Annotated in this window: 16 protein-coding genes, 1 tRNA gene and 1 pseudogene; 8 read left to right on the top strand and 10 right to left on the bottom strand. The window is 72.2% G+C overall.

Features of this window, described 5'->3' with window-relative positions; all coding sequences use genetic code 11:
- Positions 1–2 precede the first annotated feature (2 nt).
- Positions 3–734 (bottom strand): PAS and ANTAR domain-containing protein, encoded by a 732-nt coding sequence (locus L1785_RS05810; RefSeq protein WP_236088255.1) that lies wholly within the window; start codon positions 732–734, stop codon positions 3–5.
- A 368-nt stretch (positions 735–1,102) separates the two neighbouring features.
- Between L1785_RS05810 and L1785_RS05805 the strand changes: the two are divergent.
- Positions 1,103–1,391 (top strand): annotated as a pseudogene (locus L1785_RS05805) (SDR family oxidoreductase); the annotation flags it as partial.
- A gap of 138 nt (positions 1,392–1,529) precedes the next feature.
- Positions 1,530–2,024, top strand: coding sequence for a DUF6328 family protein (locus L1785_RS05800; protein ID WP_236088254.1), 495 nt, complete (start codon positions 1,530–1,532; stop codon positions 2,022–2,024).
- Between the two features lie 64 nt (positions 2,025–2,088).
- Here the strand turns inward: L1785_RS05800 and L1785_RS05795 are convergent, their stop codons facing one another.
- A complete protein-coding gene (locus L1785_RS05795) occupies positions 2,089–3,258 on the bottom strand; it encodes a pyridoxal phosphate-dependent aminotransferase (RefSeq protein ID WP_236088253.1) in 1,170 nt (389 codons plus the stop codon).
- 201 nt (positions 3,259–3,459) lie between these two features.
- Here L1785_RS05795 and L1785_RS05790 point away from each other — a divergent pair, with 201 nt between their 5' ends.
- Together L1785_RS05790 and L1785_RS05785 are read left to right on the top strand one after the other, a co-directional pair.
- The gene (locus L1785_RS05790) at positions 3,460–4,956 is read left to right on the top strand and encodes an HNH endonuclease signature motif containing protein (RefSeq protein WP_236088252.1); all 1,497 of its coding nucleotides are present in this window, start codon (positions 3,460–3,462) and stop codon (positions 4,954–4,956) included.
- Positions 4,957–5,552: 596 nt separating this feature from the next.
- Complete coding sequence (locus L1785_RS05785) at positions 5,553–6,140, top strand: DnaJ family domain-containing protein (protein ID WP_236088251.1); 588 nt, start codon at positions 5,553–5,555, stop codon at positions 6,138–6,140.
- Positions 6,141–6,252: 112 nt separating this feature from the next.
- Here L1785_RS05785 and ddaH read toward each other — a convergent pair whose 3' ends face one another.
- Positions 6,253–7,158, bottom strand: a complete 906-nt coding sequence (gene ddaH / locus L1785_RS05780; RefSeq protein WP_236088250.1) for a dimethylargininase — start codon at positions 7,156–7,158, stop codon at positions 6,253–6,255.
- A 148-nt stretch (positions 7,159–7,306) separates the two neighbouring features.
- Between ddaH and L1785_RS05775 the strand changes: the two genes are divergently transcribed.
- Positions 7,307–7,744: an Lrp/AsnC family transcriptional regulator gene (locus tag L1785_RS05775; RefSeq protein WP_236088249.1), complete on the top strand. Its 438-nt coding sequence runs from the start codon at positions 7,307–7,309 to the stop codon at positions 7,742–7,744.
- 54 nt (positions 7,745–7,798) lie between these two features.
- On the opposite strand, the gene L1785_RS05770 is transcribed toward L1785_RS05775, so the two are convergent.
- The 5 genes from L1785_RS05770 to L1785_RS05755 all read right to left on the bottom strand — a co-directional run bounded on the left by L1785_RS05770 (position 7,799) and on the right by L1785_RS05755 (position 11,170).
- Positions 7,799–8,092: a hypothetical protein gene (locus L1785_RS05770; protein ID WP_236088248.1), complete on the bottom strand. Its 294-nt coding sequence runs from the start codon at positions 8,090–8,092 to the stop codon at positions 7,799–7,801.
- Between the two features lie 88 nt (positions 8,093–8,180).
- Positions 8,181–9,374 carry an alpha/beta hydrolase gene (locus tag L1785_RS05765; RefSeq protein ID WP_236088247.1) on the bottom strand — a complete coding sequence of 398 codons (1,194 nt, stop codon included), beginning with the start codon at positions 9,372–9,374 and terminating at the stop codon, positions 8,181–8,183.
- Positions 9,371–9,496, bottom strand: coding sequence for a hypothetical protein (locus L1785_RS22745; protein WP_268914899.1), 126 nt, complete (start codon positions 9,494–9,496; stop codon positions 9,371–9,373). The genes L1785_RS05765 and L1785_RS22745 overlap by 4 nt, the downstream gene beginning before the upstream one ends.
- The gene (locus L1785_RS05760; protein WP_236088246.1) at positions 9,493–10,362 is read right to left on the bottom strand and encodes an NAD(P)H-binding protein; all 870 of its coding nucleotides are present in this window, start codon (positions 10,360–10,362) and stop codon (positions 9,493–9,495) included. Before L1785_RS05760 ends, L1785_RS22745 begins: the two co-directional genes overlap by 4 nt.
- 202 nt (positions 10,363–10,564) lie before the next feature.
- The gene (locus L1785_RS05755; protein ID WP_372461797.1) at positions 10,565–11,170 is read right to left on the bottom strand and encodes a low molecular weight protein-tyrosine-phosphatase; all 606 of its coding nucleotides are present in this window, start codon (positions 11,168–11,170) and stop codon (positions 10,565–10,567) included.
- Positions 11,171–11,720: 550 nt separating this feature from the next.
- Here L1785_RS05755 and L1785_RS05750 point away from each other — a divergent pair.
- Positions 11,721–12,773 (top strand): alpha/beta fold hydrolase, encoded by a 1,053-nt coding sequence (locus L1785_RS05750; RefSeq protein WP_236088245.1) that lies wholly within the window; start codon positions 11,721–11,723, stop codon positions 12,771–12,773.
- Positions 12,774–12,797: 24 nt separating this feature from the next.
- Here L1785_RS05750 and L1785_RS05745 read toward each other — a convergent pair whose 3' ends face one another.
- Positions 12,798–13,640, bottom strand: a complete 843-nt coding sequence (locus L1785_RS05745) for a class I SAM-dependent methyltransferase (RefSeq protein ID WP_236088244.1) — start codon at positions 13,638–13,640, stop codon at positions 12,798–12,800.
- 182 nt (positions 13,641–13,822) lie between these two features.
- Positions 13,823–13,906 (bottom strand) — tRNA-Leu (locus L1785_RS05740).
- 453 nt (positions 13,907–14,359) lie between these two features.
- Between L1785_RS05740 and L1785_RS05735 the strand changes: the two genes are divergently transcribed.
- Together L1785_RS05735 and L1785_RS05730 are read left to right on the top strand one after the other, a co-directional pair.
- The gene (locus tag L1785_RS05735; protein WP_236088243.1) at positions 14,360–15,076 is read left to right on the top strand and encodes an FHA domain-containing protein; all 717 of its coding nucleotides are present in this window, start codon (positions 14,360–14,362) and stop codon (positions 15,074–15,076) included.
- A gap of 9 nt (positions 15,077–15,085) precedes the next feature.
- Entirely contained in the window at positions 15,086–15,601 is a 516-nt protein-coding gene (locus L1785_RS05730; RefSeq protein ID WP_236088242.1) for an FHA domain-containing protein FhaB/FipA, read from the top strand.
- Positions 15,602–15,605 lie beyond the last annotated feature (4 nt).

Raw genomic sequence — 15,605 nt, 5'->3', positions numbered from 1 at the left:
GCTCAGCCGGCGGCGGCGAGGGGCGAGGAACTGCCGACCGGGGCCGCGCCGTTCCCAGGAGGGACGGGGTCGGCCAAGAAGTCGGAGACCTCCTGATCGCCGGGGAACGCCATGACCCCTGGCCGGGAGAACCAGTTCACGAGCCACGAAGCGAGGTCTCGCACGGGGACGTTCGCGTGGTTCGAGGCATGGCGCAGGCGCGCGAACGCCTCGTCTGCGTCGATGCAGTAGACGACCATCAGGACGCCCTTGGCCTGCTCGATCGCGGCGCGACGCTCGGCGGACGCCCGGATCGACGCCGTCGCCTCCCGTTGCGCGGCCTCACGCTGGGCCTCGGTGACGTCGATGAAGTACCCGATGAGCTCGACGACCTTCCCGCTCTCCGGGTCGCGACGTCCTTGTCCCGTGACCGCGAGCGTCCGGATCTTGCCGTTGGCGTCGTAGATGCGGTGCACCGAGCTGAACGGCTCGCCGGTGGACGCCGCCGACCGCAGGAGGCCGTCGACACGCGACCGGTCCTCCGGGTGCTTGTGCGAAAGCATGAGCTGCGTGGTGGGGACGATCTCGCCCGGCTCGAAGCCATGCATGACGTACACCTCGTCCGACCAGCTCCAGCGGCCGGTAGCGAGGTCGAGGCGGTACCGGCCGACGGGCGGCCGGTCACCGGATGCCAGGGCTGCCTCCACGGCATCGTCGAGAGGCGGAACTTCGTTGAGCTGCGCGATGGAGTTCACTTCTCTCCCCCGTCCTAGGCGCTTTAGGGGCCGCTGCTCGACCCTGAGCAAGACCACCCGCGCGAGGCGGGCGTCGGAACCGGTGCTTCTCGACAGTACTCGATGGCCAGACGAAAAGCAGCAGACGTTCTCCCCGCTCACCCGCAAGATCTAGCCGATCCGGGTCCCGCGACCGGCGCTGGTCGCAGTGAATCGTCGAGGTTCCCGGTCCCTGAGAGCGACCGGAAGCCGCCCGGTCTAGCGTGGGATGCGGTCGAGGAGCGGCCACCGAAGTCGAGTCCCCGGACCGGGCGTCTCACGACGACGGAGGACGACGTGAACCAGGACCAGACCCAGTTTCCGCCGCAGCAGCAGGTGCCGCCCGGCTCGCCGCCACGAAGGCCGCCATCAACAACTTCTCCGTGAACCTCGCGGCGGAGGTCGGTCCCCCGCAGCATCCGGGTCAACGCAGTGGCGCCCGGTCCGGTGTGGACACCCCTGCAGCCGGCGACGCAGTTCGAGGAGAAGGTCGCGACGTTCGGCCAGGACACCCCGCCGGGGCGCGCGGCACAGCCTGCCCAGCTCGCGCCCGCGTTCGTGTTCCTCGCGTCGCAGACGACGGCGTCGTACGTGTCGGGCGCCGTGCTCGGCGTGACCGGCGGCAGGCCGGTGTTCTGACACGCTGGTCTTGCTGTGTTGCCGGGCTGCGAAGCCGCCGCTGCCGGGCTGCCAAGCCGCCGGGCACGCGAGGACGGCGACGTGCGGCGATGATGGCATGACCAGGATCGCGGTTCGAGGCACCGACCGGAGGTGGCCATGACGGACGATGGCCCGGCGTCGCGATCGCTGGGGCCCGAGGGGCGGAAGGAGACCCCCGAGGAGCGGGCGGACCGCAACTGGAACGAGCTGCTGCAGGAGCTGCGGGTCATGCAGACCGGCGTGCAGATCCTCACCGGGTTCCTGCTGACGCTCCCGTTCCAGCCCCGGTTCACGCGGCTCGACGAGTACCAGCTGACGGTCTACCTCATCCTGGTCGTCGCGGCCGTCACCGCCACGGCCTTGATCGTCGGGCCTGTCAGCGTGCACCGATCGCTCTTCCGCAAGCACCTCAAGATGAGCGTCGTCACGGTCGGCGACCGCATCACGCGCGCCGCGCTCCTCGTGCTCGCGCTGACCGTGACGGGCACGGCGCTGCTGATCTTCGACTTCGTCGTCGGGCGCACGGCGGGAATGGTCGCCGGCAGCGCGGTGCTCGCAGTCCTGCTCCTCCTCTGGATGGTGCTGCCCGAGGTCCTGCGGCGGCGCGGCTAGCCGCGCGCCTCGCCGGCCACCGGCCGGCCGCCGTCTGCTCGCGAACCCGGGCCCGGCCGTCGCCTCAGAGCGTCTTGTGCCAGGCGACGATGCGGTCCGTCGCCCGTGCGACGACGTCGGGCGCCGCCGCGAACGACAGCCGCACCCAGTCGCGGCCGCGCACGCCGTCGAAGTCGGTGCCCGGCGTGATCGCGACGTTCGCCTCGGCGAGCAGCCGCTCGCAGTACGTGACGGAGTCAAGGCCGGTCCAGTCGATGTTCCCGTACAGGTAGAACGCGCCGTCGGCGGGCGCGACGGGCCGCCAGCCGAGCTCGTCGAGCCGGTCCAGCAGGCGTTCCCGCGACGCCGCGTAACGCGCGACGTTCGCGGCAGCGGCCGCGTAGCCCTCCGGCGAGAAGGCCGCGACGCCCGCATGCTGCGCGAGCGCCGGCGGCGAGAGCGCGACGTTGCCGGCGAGGGCATCAACGGGTGCCACCAGCTCGTCGGGGAGGACGAGCCAGCCGAGTCGCCACCCCGTCATCGCCCAGTACTTCGAGAAGGAGTTCACGACAACGGCACCGCGGTCGGTGTACGTGGCGGCCGTCGCCTGCGACACCTCGTCCGAGTACGCGATGCCGTGGTAGATCTCGTCGCTGATGAGGCGCACCTCGTGCTCCGCGCACCACTCGGCGACGGCGGCCAGCTCGGACGGCGTGATCATCGTGCCCGTCGGGTTGGCCGGGCTCGCGACGACGAGGCCGTCCAGCCCGCCGCCGTAGTACGCCTCCTGGAGCTGCGAAACCGTCGGCTGGTAGCGGGTCTCCGGGCCGCAGTCGAGCTCGACGACCTCGCAGCCGAGCGCCGCCAGGATGTTCTTGTACGCCGGGTAGCCCGGCCGGGCCAGGGCGACGCGGTCGCCGACGTCGAACGCCGCGAGGAACGTCAGCAGGAACCCGCCGCTCGAACCCGTCGTCACCGCGATCCGCGCCGGGTCGACCTCCACGTCGTACCAGCGGCGGTAGTGGCCAGCGATCTCGGCCCGCAGCGCGGGCACGCCCATCGCCTCCGTGTAGCCGAGGTCGGCGGTGCGCAGCAGCTCGGCGGCACGCTCGCGCACCACGTCCGATGCGCCCGTGGACGGCTCCCCGGCGCAGAGGTTGAGCACGTCCTCCCCGGCGGCGCGCCGCGCGTTCGCGGCCGCGAGCACCTCCATGACGGCGAACGGCGGGACATGGGACCGGCGCGAGACCTTCATACGGGCCATCATGCCCTCGCCGGCTCGCCCACCGCTCCGGCCGGGTCGCGTTGACGACGGTCCGCGGGTCGGAGGTCGACCACAAGAGCCTTCATAAAGAAGTTGTCCACAATATCAAATCCTGCCATGCATCACGAACAGCCGTTCGATAGAGTCGCCCAAGGGGTTCCGGACGAGGATCGAACGCACCAGGGAGGTGGCATGGCAATCGAGATGGCAAGCGGGACGGCGAGCGAGACGGCGACGCCCGGCGCGCGTCCCCTCGAGGCCGTGCTGGCCGACCTGGAACGCCTCACCGAGGAGCTCGTCGCGGTCGCCGGGCCGTCCGCGCTCGACGCCGCGGACGCCGCCGGGTCGGTCGTCTCGGGGCTGGCGGTCCGGCTGACCGCGGCCTCTCCGCGAGTCCGTGCCGTCGCGTCGCGGCTGCAGACAGCCCGGCTGGCGTGGCTGCCCCGGATCGAGGCCGAGGGCATGTGGGCCGTGCGCGGAGCCCGTACGTTCGCGTCCTGGCTCGCCACCGCTGAGAACGTCGAGGTGGGCACCGCGAAGCGGGAGGTCCGAACCGCGACCACCCTGTGCGAACACCTGCCCGCGACCCTCGAGGCCGCGGCCACCGGCCGGATCGGCCCTGACCACCTGAGGATCCTCGTCGACGGCGGCCCGACGTCGGAGGCCCGCCGCGAGGCCCTCGCCGGCCGTGCGGTCGACCCCGAGGACCCTGCGAGCGAGCCGGTGACGGGCGAGGAGCGCCTGCTCCGCCTGGCCGTCGCGAGCAAGCCCTCGCCGTTCCGTCGTCTGGTTCAGCATTTCGCGCGCATCACCGACCCCGAGTCGGACGACCGAGGCTACAAGGATGCCGTCGACCGCGAGTTCCTCGAGCTGGCAAAGACGTTCGGCGGCTATCACGTGGCCGGCTTCCTCACCGACGAGAACGGCCTGGCTCTGGCTACCGCGCTCGCCTCCGTCATGGGCGCCCCGACGGCCGCCGACGACCGCACCGCGAGCCGGCGTCGTGCTGCGGCCCTGGCGGATGTCGCCCGCACCGTCCTGGACAACGGCCACACCGGCACGGGGGCCGCCGTGCGCCCGCACCTCGCTGTCACCGTCTCCTGGTCGGAGCTGCAGGCCATGGCTGGCACTGGCACTGGCACTGGCACTGGCACTGGCACTGGCACTGGCGAGCCTGGTCGGCCGGGGGAGCCTGGCCGTTCCGGCAGGCCCGGACTGCCCGCCTACTTCACCGAGACTGGCACACCCGTCCCACCATCGCTCCTGCGGAAGCTCGCGTGCGACAGCGAGGTCACCCGGGTCGTGTTCGGCCCGGACTCGCAGGTCCTCGACGTCGGTCGGGCCCAGCGAACCGTGACCGGGCAGCTCCGCCGCGCCGTCATCGCCCGTGACCAGCACTGCGTCTACCCGGACTGCGACCAGCCGCCCGGCCGGTGCGACGTGCATCACGCCGAACGCCACTGGGCAGACGGAGGGGAGACCTCGGTCCGCAACGCCGCGCTCCTGTGCCGGCATCACCACACGCTCGTCGACACCGGTCGCATCAGCATGCGTTGGGGAGGCCGCCCGAACAGCGAGGAGCCGATCGGTGCAAGAGAGGACGGCATGAGCAGCACCAGCGGGTGGGCCTTCACCGACCGCCACGGCAAACCGATCACGGGATACCGCGAACACACGGCCGCGGCATGAGTCCGTGCAATCGCCGCTCACTCCGAACTCGACCCCATCGTGGGCAGCCGCAGGGGCCCGCTGCCTGTTGACAGTGGAGCACCGGCAGCAAGGCGTCCGGGCCGCAAGCACCGGGCAGCGGGCACCTGGCACAGGGCACGCGGCACAGGTGACCCCGGCACCTGGCACAGGGCACGCAACACAGGTCACCCCGGCACCGAGCACCTAGCCGTCAGCGGCACCGGGCAAGCCGTCGGGGCAGCCAATGCTTCAGGGCCGCCAGTGGCCGGTCACCTTCGAGGCGGGCCGCCAGCCGGGGACACCGTCGTAGCGGCGCATTCAGTGCCATTCCGATGCATTTCGACCGCAGGTACCGTGGGTTCATGGCGGGACGAGGCGAGGATCGCGAGGACGACCCGGTGCGCAGGGCTGCGCAGTACCGCGTGGACCGGGAGGCCGCGCGCGAGGCTGCAGAGAGTGCAACCGAACCCGGGCGGGCGGGGACAGGCCGCGGCGTCCGGAACGCCGCGAGCACCCAGGACGCTGGGGACACTCGGGACGCTGACGACGACCCCGGCGCAACGGAGGGGGTCCCCGGCGGCCCGCGACGCATCCGGATGGATGAACGCTCACGCTATGTCGACACGGTGATCGACCAGGCGATCCGGCGCGGCGAGTTCGACAACCTGCCGCTGCATGGCAAGCCGATCCCCAGCCTGAAGAGCGGCGCTCACGACCCGGACTGGTGGCTGAAGAACCTCGTCGAGCGTGAGCAGATCACCGGCGTGCTGCCCTCAGCCCAGCTCCGCAAGGACGACGCCGAGCTGGACGAGGCGCTCGACAGGGAGGCTCAAGAGGAGCGTGTCCGCGAGATCGTCGAGGAGTTCAACGCCCGCGTGATCGACGCGCGCCGCCAGCTCTTGGGTGGCCCGCCCGTCGTCACGCCGACCCGGGACGTCGACCAGGAGGTCGCCCGCTGGCGGCAGCGCCGCGCGACACGCAGGGCGGCCCGGTCAGGCCCGGACAGCAAGGCCCGCACCGACCGCACCGACCGCGCGGCGGGCGCGGCCCGCACCGCCGACGCCGGAGCGTCACCGTCCCGAGGACGCGAGCGGCCGGCGTCGGACAGGCGGGGGAATCCAGACCTGCAGACGACGAGCGATCGCGCCACGAGCGAGAAGAAGCCCTGGTGGCGGCCCTGGTAAGGCCGCACTCACGGTTCAGCACGCGGGGCAGCATCGCTGCGCCTGGCGAGCCATCAACCCGGTCCGGCTCGGCGGCGGCGCGGTACGCCCGGGTCCCGCGTCCGATGCCGCATCAGCGCGGAAGGTCGAGCTCCAGCGTGCAGCACTTCACCGAACCGCCACCCTTCAACAGCTCGGACAGGTCGATCCCGACGGGCTCGAATCCGCGCTCGCGCAGGCGCTCGTGCAAGCCCGTCGCCCGGTCGGTGAGGAACACGTGCCGGCCATCCGACACGGCATTGAGCCCGAGGACGGCGGCGTCCTCGTCGCTCGCCACGATCGCGTCCGGGAACAGGTCACGCACCACCTCCTGTGAGCGGGAGCTGAACGCCGGCGGATACCAGGCGAGCGTCCGCTCACCGGAGACGGCTCCGTCGTCGAGCACGGCGAGCGCCGTGTCGAGGTGGTAGTAACGCGGATCGACCAGCTCGAGGGTGACGACCTCGACGTCGAGCAGCCGGGCGGCCTCGGCGTGCGCCGCGAGGGTGGTGCGGAAGCCGGTGCCGGCGAGCAGGACGTCCCCGGCGAGCAGGAAGTCCCCCTGACCCTCGTTGAGCTCGACCGCCTGACCGAGGCTCTTCAGCCCGACGACGGCGCCCGGCCCCGAGAACCACGCCTCGTAGGCGGGGCCTTCGGCGCGCCGCTCCGCGTGGACGAACCGCGCGGCGAGTGCGCGCCCTCCGACGACGGCGCCGCCGTTCGCCGCGTAGACCATGTCCGGCAGGTCAGCCACCGGGTCGACGACCTCGACCTGATGGCCGTGCGCCTCGTACGTCGCCTTGAGCTCCTCCCACTGCGCGACGGCGCGCGCCGTGTCGACGCCGCTCGTCGGGTCCATCCACGGGTTGATCGCATACACGACGTCGAAGTACGTCGGCGGGCACATGAGGTAGTGGCGCGGGGTCGCCGCGCGCGAGGCCTCGGTCTCCGGGCTCCCGGCGGGGCTGGCAACGGCGGTGTGCGTGGGGCTCAGCGTCATGGCCTCCACCGTAGGATCGGCCCGTTGCGCAACAAACCACGATCCGTTGCGCAGATGGTCAGCATTTCTTGCGACACGCGTCCTCGTGGTGAACGATTCGTTCATCGCCCATCTGACCACCCGGGCCCGACGTGGACAGGAGTCCGCCGTGGACGAGACCAACCGCCGCATCGTCGGCTACCTGCTGCGGGACGGCCGCGCCACGTACCAGAAGATCGGCGACGCCGTGGGGCTCTCGGCCCCGGCGGTGAAGCGGCGGGTCGACCTCATGGTGGCGCGCGGCGAGATCGCCGGGTTCACGGTGCAGGTCGACCCACACGCCCTGGGCTGGGACATCGAGGCGTACGTCGAGGTCTTCTACCGCGGCATCATGCCGCCGACGGCGCTCGCCCGTGACCTGGCCCCGATCCCGGAGGTGGTGCGCGTCGTCACGGTGACGGGCGACGCGGACGCCATAGTGCACGTCATGGCACGGAGCATGGCGGAGATCGAGGAGACGGTGGAGCGCATCCGGTCGAGCGCGAAGATCGACAAGACGCGCACCGCGATCGTCATGTCGCGCGTGATCGACCGCCCGGCATCCTGAGCGCTCAGGCCGGTCCGCCCGGGCTCACCCCGGGTTCAGACCCCGTACTGCGCCTCAGAACCCGTACTGCGCGACGATGAGCGCTCCCGCGACGAGCCAGTACGGCATCGACCCGAGCAGGAGCGCTCCTCCGACGACGGCGGTCGTCCGCGCACCCTTCCACCCGCCGGCCCGCCCAGCGGCCGCGCCGAGGAGCACGAGGCACCCGGCGATGGTGATGGCCTCGGCCATCGCGGGAGACAGGAGCATCCCGAAGATTGCGACCGCGATGCCGACGACGCGCTCGTCGCGCGTGAGGAACGGCCCGCCAGGGCGGGCATGCGGCTGAGCACTCTGGTGCGTTGCCATGATGTTCCCTCCGGTGCCGGACGACGTCATCGACACCTGTCCCCATCGTCCCACCGCGCGGGCGAGGAGACCAGGCCGCCCCCCGACCTCAGCCCGCGGCGTGAGGCGCCACGGTCGCGGAACCGACATAGCAGCGGAACCAGCGGGTCGTCTCCCGCCACACCACCTCTCGCACCGGCGGAGCGGACAGCGTCACGTCGTGGAGCGCACCCTCGACGCGCACGAGGGTGCACAGGTTTCCGAGGTCCGTCGCCCGGCGCGCGATGCCCACCACGTCAAGCACCGTGTCGGTCCGAACCATGTCGTCGCTCCACCGCAGTGGGGCCGTCGACCGGGCCGACAGCAGCACCAGCACCGGCAGGTTGAGACCGAGTCCGCGCGCGACCTGCTGGTGTCCGCGGAAGATTGCTGCGAGCCAGCCCGACGTCGGTTTCCAGGGCGCCTCGTCCGACCGCCATGGCACGTCGAGGTCCCATTCGCCGTCCAGCCTGCTCGAGATGGACCGGACGTAGAATCCGCGGTCGAGGAACAGCACCTGGCTGCGCGGGGCGATCGCGGCCTGCGCGCCGATCCCTGGCTCGAGCACCCGCCGGCCGACCTGCCGCGTCTGGAACTCCAGCCACGGCGAGTTGAGCACGAGCCCGGCCGCCCGGCCGGGGTTGCGCGCCGCCCACAGGCTGAGGGTGAGCCCGCCGGTCGAGTGGCCCATGAGAATGAGCCGTCGGCCCGACGTCGTCTCGGTAGCCGACGCGGATGGCCCCAGGCCGTGGCCGATGGCCGCGAGCGCCGCCTCGATGTCCTCGTCGTACGTCGCCAGATCGGTCACGTACCCGGGGGTCTGGTGCTGGTGCAGGCTGCGGCCGTACTTGCGCAGGTCAAGGGCGTGGAACCGCACGCCGAGACCCTCCCAGTACTCGGCGAGGTGCGTCTGGAAGAAGTAGTCCTGCCAGCCGTGGAGGTAGAGCAGGTCCACGCCCGCGTCGGGCACGCCACCCGTACCGTCCGCCGAGCCGCCGCCCGACGTCGGACCGGTCACTCCGGGTGGCCCCTGCACTGCGGAGAGGTCTCGCCAGAAACGGGCGAACCGCTCGGCGAGAGACTCGGTGCGACGACCGCCCGGCGCGCGCTCGGCCGCAGGACCCGCGTCCTCGGGCGGGCGCAGCATCGGGCGAACGAGGGTCGCTACGACGTCGCCCTCGTCGTCAGGGGCGAGGTGGAGCGTGAGCCGCTCGTAGCCGTGCAGGAAGTCGGGCCCCCACCCGACGTCGGAGTCGCTGATCACGCTACTGAACGTAGCGTCAGGGCCAGCTCCTTGCGCTCCTCGTGGTGGAATTCGTCCGGGTGGATGCCACGTTCCTCGAGGAGCGCGTCGATCTTCGGCTCGAGGCCCCACCTGGGAGTCACCGCAGCGCCCACTCGGCCGGGTAGTCGTCCAGCCAGGCGGCGAGCGAGCGGGCCGGGCGCGACGCCAGGCGCTCGACGGTGTCGCCGATCTCCTCGTAGACCCCCGCGGCGATCGCCGCGCAGCAGGTGACCCAGGCTTCGAGGTCCGACCGGGCCAGCCGGCCCCAGTTCCGGTACGCCTGCTGGACCGTCTGCGGCTCGTAGGTCACGGCTCGCCCCGCCGTCCGGCCGATGACCTCGGCCGCCTCAGCGAGCGTGAGCGCCTCCGGGCCGGTGAGCAGGTACGTCGCGCGGTCGTGGACGTGGGCACGTTCGTCGAGGAGCACGGCTGTCGCGGCGTCGGCGACGTCGTCGTGGGCCACAGAGGCCACGCGACCGTCCGCGCACGGGGCGCGCAGGACGTCGTTGTGCACCGCCTCCGGGAGGTAGCTGTGGAAAACCGAGGTGCGCAAGATGGTCCACGCGAGGCCGGAGGCCTTGAGCCGCTCCTCGGCATGCCACAGGTCGCGGGCCCCCGTCGCGATCGCGTGGCGGTCGGCACCGGCCTGCGAGACGAGGACCACCCGCCGGACTCGGGCCTCCGTCGCGGCGGCGACGGCCGCCTCGCTGTTGCGACCCCCGACGAGGAACACGCTGTCCGCACCGACGAAGGCGGCCTTGAGCGCCACGAGGTCGTCCGGCGGGCAGACGGCGACCTCCGTCTCCGGAAGGGGGCGGCCATCCGTGAGGTGCGGCGTTCGACGGCGGTCGGTGACGACGAGCCGCTGACGTGCGCCCTCGGCGGCGAGCCGGAACGCAAGGCGCGAACCGAGCCGGCCGCCGGCTCCGGTGACCGCGACCAGCCCGTCCCTCGTCGTGCGCGCCATAATCCCACCGTATGCCGCCCGGTCGCTCTCCCGCGCGTGGCTCCCGGCCGACGATCCACAGGGCTGCCCCCCGGCCTACCTCGCACGCAGCGCTTCGAGGACGATCCATCCACACAGGTGTGGACAAACCCTGTGGAAAACTCGGCTGTGGGCGCTGTTCCGGGACGGGTCCGGGACGGGTCCGTGGCGGGTCCGTGGCGGGTCAGGCGGTGGCGTCTTCGGCGAGGCGGGGATTCCGGCCGGTCCGCGCGAGCTCTGCCCGCACGAACGCCACCACTCCGTCCGCCGCAGCCTCGACCTCCGCGAGGCACGTCTCGAAGTCGTCGTGACCGCCGTACCAGGGGTCCTCGACGTCGAGCACGTGCTCCGAGCCGCCGGGCGGCACCGCCGGCGCCGCGGGGTCGAACGAGCGGTACATCCGGATCTCGGAGGCGGTGCCGGCCACCCCGCCTGCCGCCGGCTCCGACGCAGCGCCGACCGGCGTATCCGCCACACGGCCCGGTGCCAGCGCGCGCAGCCGGCGCGCGTGGTGGGCCGTCATCGCGAGGACGAGGTCCCGGGAGGCAAGGTCAGCCGGGGTCACCTGGCGGGCGCGGTGCCCGTCACCGGTTGAGTAACCGTGCGCCGCAAGCACCGCCCGCGCCCGCCGGTCGACAGGGTTGCCGTGTTCCTCGTCGCTGACGCCGGAGGAGTCGACGACCACCAGGTCGCCGAGCCCGGCCGCCTCGAAGCGCTCGCGCAGGACCACCTCGGCCATCGGGGAGCGGCAGATGTTGCCGGTGCACACGGTCATCACGCGGTACGTCACCGCGTCATTGTGCCGTGCCCGCCGTGCCCGCCGTGCCCGCCGTGCCAGCCGTGCCCGCCGGGGCGGACCCGTAAAAGGGGACCGGCGAGAACGCCCTGCGACCTGTGCGACCCGCGCGGGCGGAGCCGGTTGTGCAGAGATCGGGCGCAGGCGAGGCGAGGCGGGCGACAGGCATGGAAGAGCCCGCGGGCCGGAGGCGAACCTCCCTGCCGTGCTGGACGAGTGCACGGCACCCGCGGGCTCCGGTGGTCACGAGAAACTCGCTACCCGTCCCGCGCGCCCCTCATCAGGGCGCGAAACGCTAACGCGTCGCGCGGCGACTAGCGCGCGACCACCTCATGGGTCCGAAGAAACTTCATGCTCTTCGATCACCTCCTTTCTCATGTGCCCACGAACTTACGCCGCACCTCCCCCGTCGCCAACACCTTTTTCCACGGGTGAACACGGCTCGTGTCCGGAGGTGGCCCGAGTCCCCCGCCGATGAGCCGGAGGTGAGCGTGGCCGGAGTCCCCCGCCGATGAGTCCGTGTCGCACCGACGGTCCTCCCAGCATGACCGTGACGACCACCGACGCCACGACGACGTCGGCCGACGGCACCACCCTCGCCTACGACACGACCGCGGCCGACGGCACCACCCTCGCCCACGACACGACCGCGGCCGACGGCACCACCCTCGCCCACGACACGACCGCCGCAAGCGACGCGACCACCGACGGGGCCAGCACCAAGGGCCGGACCAGCACCAACGGCCGGGCGAGCACCAATGACGGGAGGAGTCCCGCCGGACGAACCCACACAACCCGACCGACGGACCCCGCCGGGCGAACGGACCTCGCCCAGGCCCTCGTGGTGGTCGACGGCGCCCTGACGCGCCGCCTCCAGGGCGTGCTCCCGCTGGCCGCACTGCTGCCCGTGGTCGTCGTCCGGTACGACCGCCGAGGTCGTGGCGGCAGCTCGGACACCCCGCCGTACGCGGTCGAGCGCGAGATCGAGGATCTCGCCGCGGTGATCGACACCGTCGGCGGGCGGGCCGCGCTCCTCGGCGTCGCGTCGGGCGCCTTCCTCGCGCTACGCGCCGCGGCTGACCTCGGCCCCCACCGGGTCGTGGCGGTGGCGGCCTACGAGGCCCCGTACGACGTCGCGAGCGGCGGGCCGGCAGCCGACCCACGCCAGATCCACGGGGTCGAGGAGCGAGTCGGCGCGGGCGACCCCGGCGGCGCTGTCGAGGTCTTCCTTGACGTCCTCGGCATGCCGGCCCGGTACCTCACGAGGATGCGGAGCTCGCCGTCGTGGGCGTCACTCGAGGCGGTCGCGCCCACCCTCGCGTACGACGGCCGGGTCATGCGGTCCGTCACCGGCGGCGAGGGCGCGCTCGTCGCGCGCTGGCAGGAGGTCACCCAGCCGGTCCTCGTGGCCGACGGCGGAGCGAGCGCCGCGTTCGTGCGCGCCGCGGGCGACTCCCTCGCCCGGGCGCTGCCCCACGCACACCGGGTGACGCTGCTGGAGTGCGGTCCGGAGTCCGGCCATGACGTCGACGCCGCCGCGCTCGCGCCCGCCCTCGGGGCCCTGCTACGGCACGGCCTGGTGGACTGCCCGGGCTGAGCCCGGCCGTCAACCAGGCGACCGTCAGCCCGGCTTGCGCGCCGTGACCAGGATCCGGGGCGCCTCGTCGACCAGCTCCTGGCCGGCCGCGAACCGCAGGTGCAGCGCGCGAAGTGCCGCCTCGTGCCGAGCCACCGCGGACGGCGTGAGGCCGGCGAGTCCGGGCACCTGCCAGGTCGCGACGCGCAGGTACCAGAGCAGCGAACCGAGGTCCGTGAAGGTGCGCACGCCCGCGTGCTCCTCGGTCCGGAGCACCTCGAGCCCTGCCGCCGTCAGGCCGTCGGCGATGACGTCGACGGTCACGTCGTCGGGGTCCCAGGGCAGGGGCACGCCGAGGGCCTGGTTGATGCCGATGCCGTCGCGGGTGTCGATCTGCTCCGTGCAGAACGTGCCGCCCGGCGAGAGCACGCGCGCAACCTCGACGGGGTCGATCGTGCCGTAACGGCTGAGCACCACGGCGTAGCGGGCGTCGAAGAAGGGGAGCAGGACCTCTCCGGCCGCCGCCTCGACCTGCCGGACGTCCACGCCCAGCGGCGCGAGCCTGCGCCGGGCTGCCAGGAACGTGTGCCCGCTCTCGGTGGCGGCGGACCCGGCGGGCGGGCGGAGGCCGGCGAAGAGGGTGCCGTCGCCGGTCCCGATGTCGAGCACCGGCCCGCGAGCGCCGGAGACGAGTTCCCGGGCGGTCGCGGTGTAGTCCCACGGTGGCCGGTCCTCGGTCAGGCGGCCCGCGACGGGTGTCGCTTCGAGGCCGTCGGGGAGGAGCGTGGCCGGCGTCGCCGGCGCGGCAGGCGCGCTGCGAGCCCAGGAGACGTGGTCCTCGAAGGGCGCGTCCGGCGCCGGTGCGGGAGCGAGCGAGACGTCGAGCATGGGGGAGATTGTGGCGCAATTCCGGGCAACGACTCGACACCGGTCAAACCAGGCTTCCGAACGGCCCGAGCGGGCTCCGGGGGCTCGCCCCCGGGGAGGCCCCAGCATGACGAAGGCCCCGGCTCCCTGAGGGGAGCCGGGGCTTCGCAGCGCTTGCCTACAACGTGCACTGTCGTGCTCTGTGCGCGAGGGGGGAGTTGAACCCCCACGCCCTTTCGGGCACACGGACCTGAACCGTGCGCGTCTGCCTATTCCGCCACTCGCGCGCTGCTGAAGGAGACTAGCACGTCCCCATCTGCGATCCCGAATCCATATCGGGAGATGCCGACCACACCCGCGCGGGGCAGAATCCCCGGCGGGGAAGGCTCGTCGGTCGATCACTGCGGGGTGATCGGTGGGCGATCTTCCCGAATCACCCGCCAATCACCCGGTCCGGCGCGCCGATGTGCTCGTGGGTGGTCCGCCGGCACCGGCGCAGTCCGGTACGGTGCGAGTCCGCCCGCCCATCTCTCGCCCGGAAGATTCGAGAAGATCCGCAGGACATCCACAGGATTCCGGTCTGTGGCCTCCCGCCGATCTATACGATCTAGGTAGTCTGCCCGCGACGCGCCGTAACCATGGCGTAGGACAACGAAGAAGCTTCGGTACCCGTCCGGCAACCGCCGCACAACCTACCGGAAGGACGACGTCGGATCGCAGGCTCCGGGAAAGGAGGTGGCATGGGCGCCCTTGATCGCTTCGAGAAGAGCGTGGAGCGCATGATGAACAACGCGTTCGCCAAGGTGGGTCGTGGCGAGGTGAAGCCTGTCGAGCTCGCGAGCAGGCTCCGCAAGGAGATCGACGACCGTGCCGCCGTGGTGGGTCGTGACCGTACCGTCGCACCGAACGAGTTCACGATCGAGCTCTCACCGGACGACTTCGCGCAGATCGAGGCCTGGGGCGCACAGACCCTGGCCGACGAGCTCGCCGCGAACATCACGACCTACGCGGCGTCACAGCACTACGCGTTCGTCGGGCCGGTCAGTGTGACCTTCGACGAGAAGTACGAGCTGGTCCCGGGCCGCTTCCAGGTGCGCTCGCGGAGCGTGCAGGGAAACGTCGCGCCGGCGACCTCGGCGAGCCCGAGCGTGCGCCACCCGCTGATCGACATCGACGGCCAGCGCTACCTGCTCACCGGCCCGGTCACGGTGATCGGGCGGGACGCGGAGGCGGACATCGTGGTGGACGACCCGGGCGTCTCCCGCAGGCACCTGGAGATCCGCGTGACGGCGGAGGGCGTGATCGCCACGGACCTCGGCTCCACGAACGGTCTGTACGTCGAGGGGCACCAGGTCCCGGCGGCGACGCTGCTGGACGGCAACACCCTGACGATCGGCCGCACCAGGATCATGTTCTGGACGGGCCAGGCCTCCGGGGCCGAGAACGAGGAGTGGTGATCCACCCGCATGAGCGAGCTGACGTTCACCCTGCTGCGGCTGGGCTACCTGGTGCTGCTATGGGTGTTCGTGCTCTCCGCGGTCGCGGTCCTGCGGCGTGACCTCTCTGGCCCGCGCCAGCCGTCGTCGACCCGCCGCAGCCGCCGTCCCGAGATGACGAGCGCGGCCGCGCCGGTCAGCACCCCCACCCCGGTCGCCGGCGGTGCGGGGGGGCGGGCCCCGCAGCCGCGACGCGGGCCTGCGCGGCTCGTCGTCGTCGCGGGCCCGCTGACGGGTACGACGATCCCGCTGACGGCGTCGGCCATCCTCATCGGCCGCGCGCCCAGCTGCACGCTGGTGCTCGACGACGACTACTCCTCGTCGCGGCACGCCCGTATCTTCCCGCAGGGCGGCCAGTGGTACGTCGAGGACCTCGGCTCCACCAACGGCACGTTCATCGGCGAACAGCCGATCCAGGGGATCGTGCCGCTCGCGCCGGGTGTCGGCGTGCAGATCGGCCAGTCCGTCGTCGAGCTCCAGGGATGACCAG

Source organism: Antribacter soli, from assembly GCF_021568775.1.
GTDB lineage: Bacteria > Actinomycetota > Actinomycetes > Actinomycetales > Cellulomonadaceae > Antribacter > Antribacter soli.
Note: the sequence above shows the minus strand (reverse complement) of the source record. Positions and strands in the feature narration are given on the sequence as shown.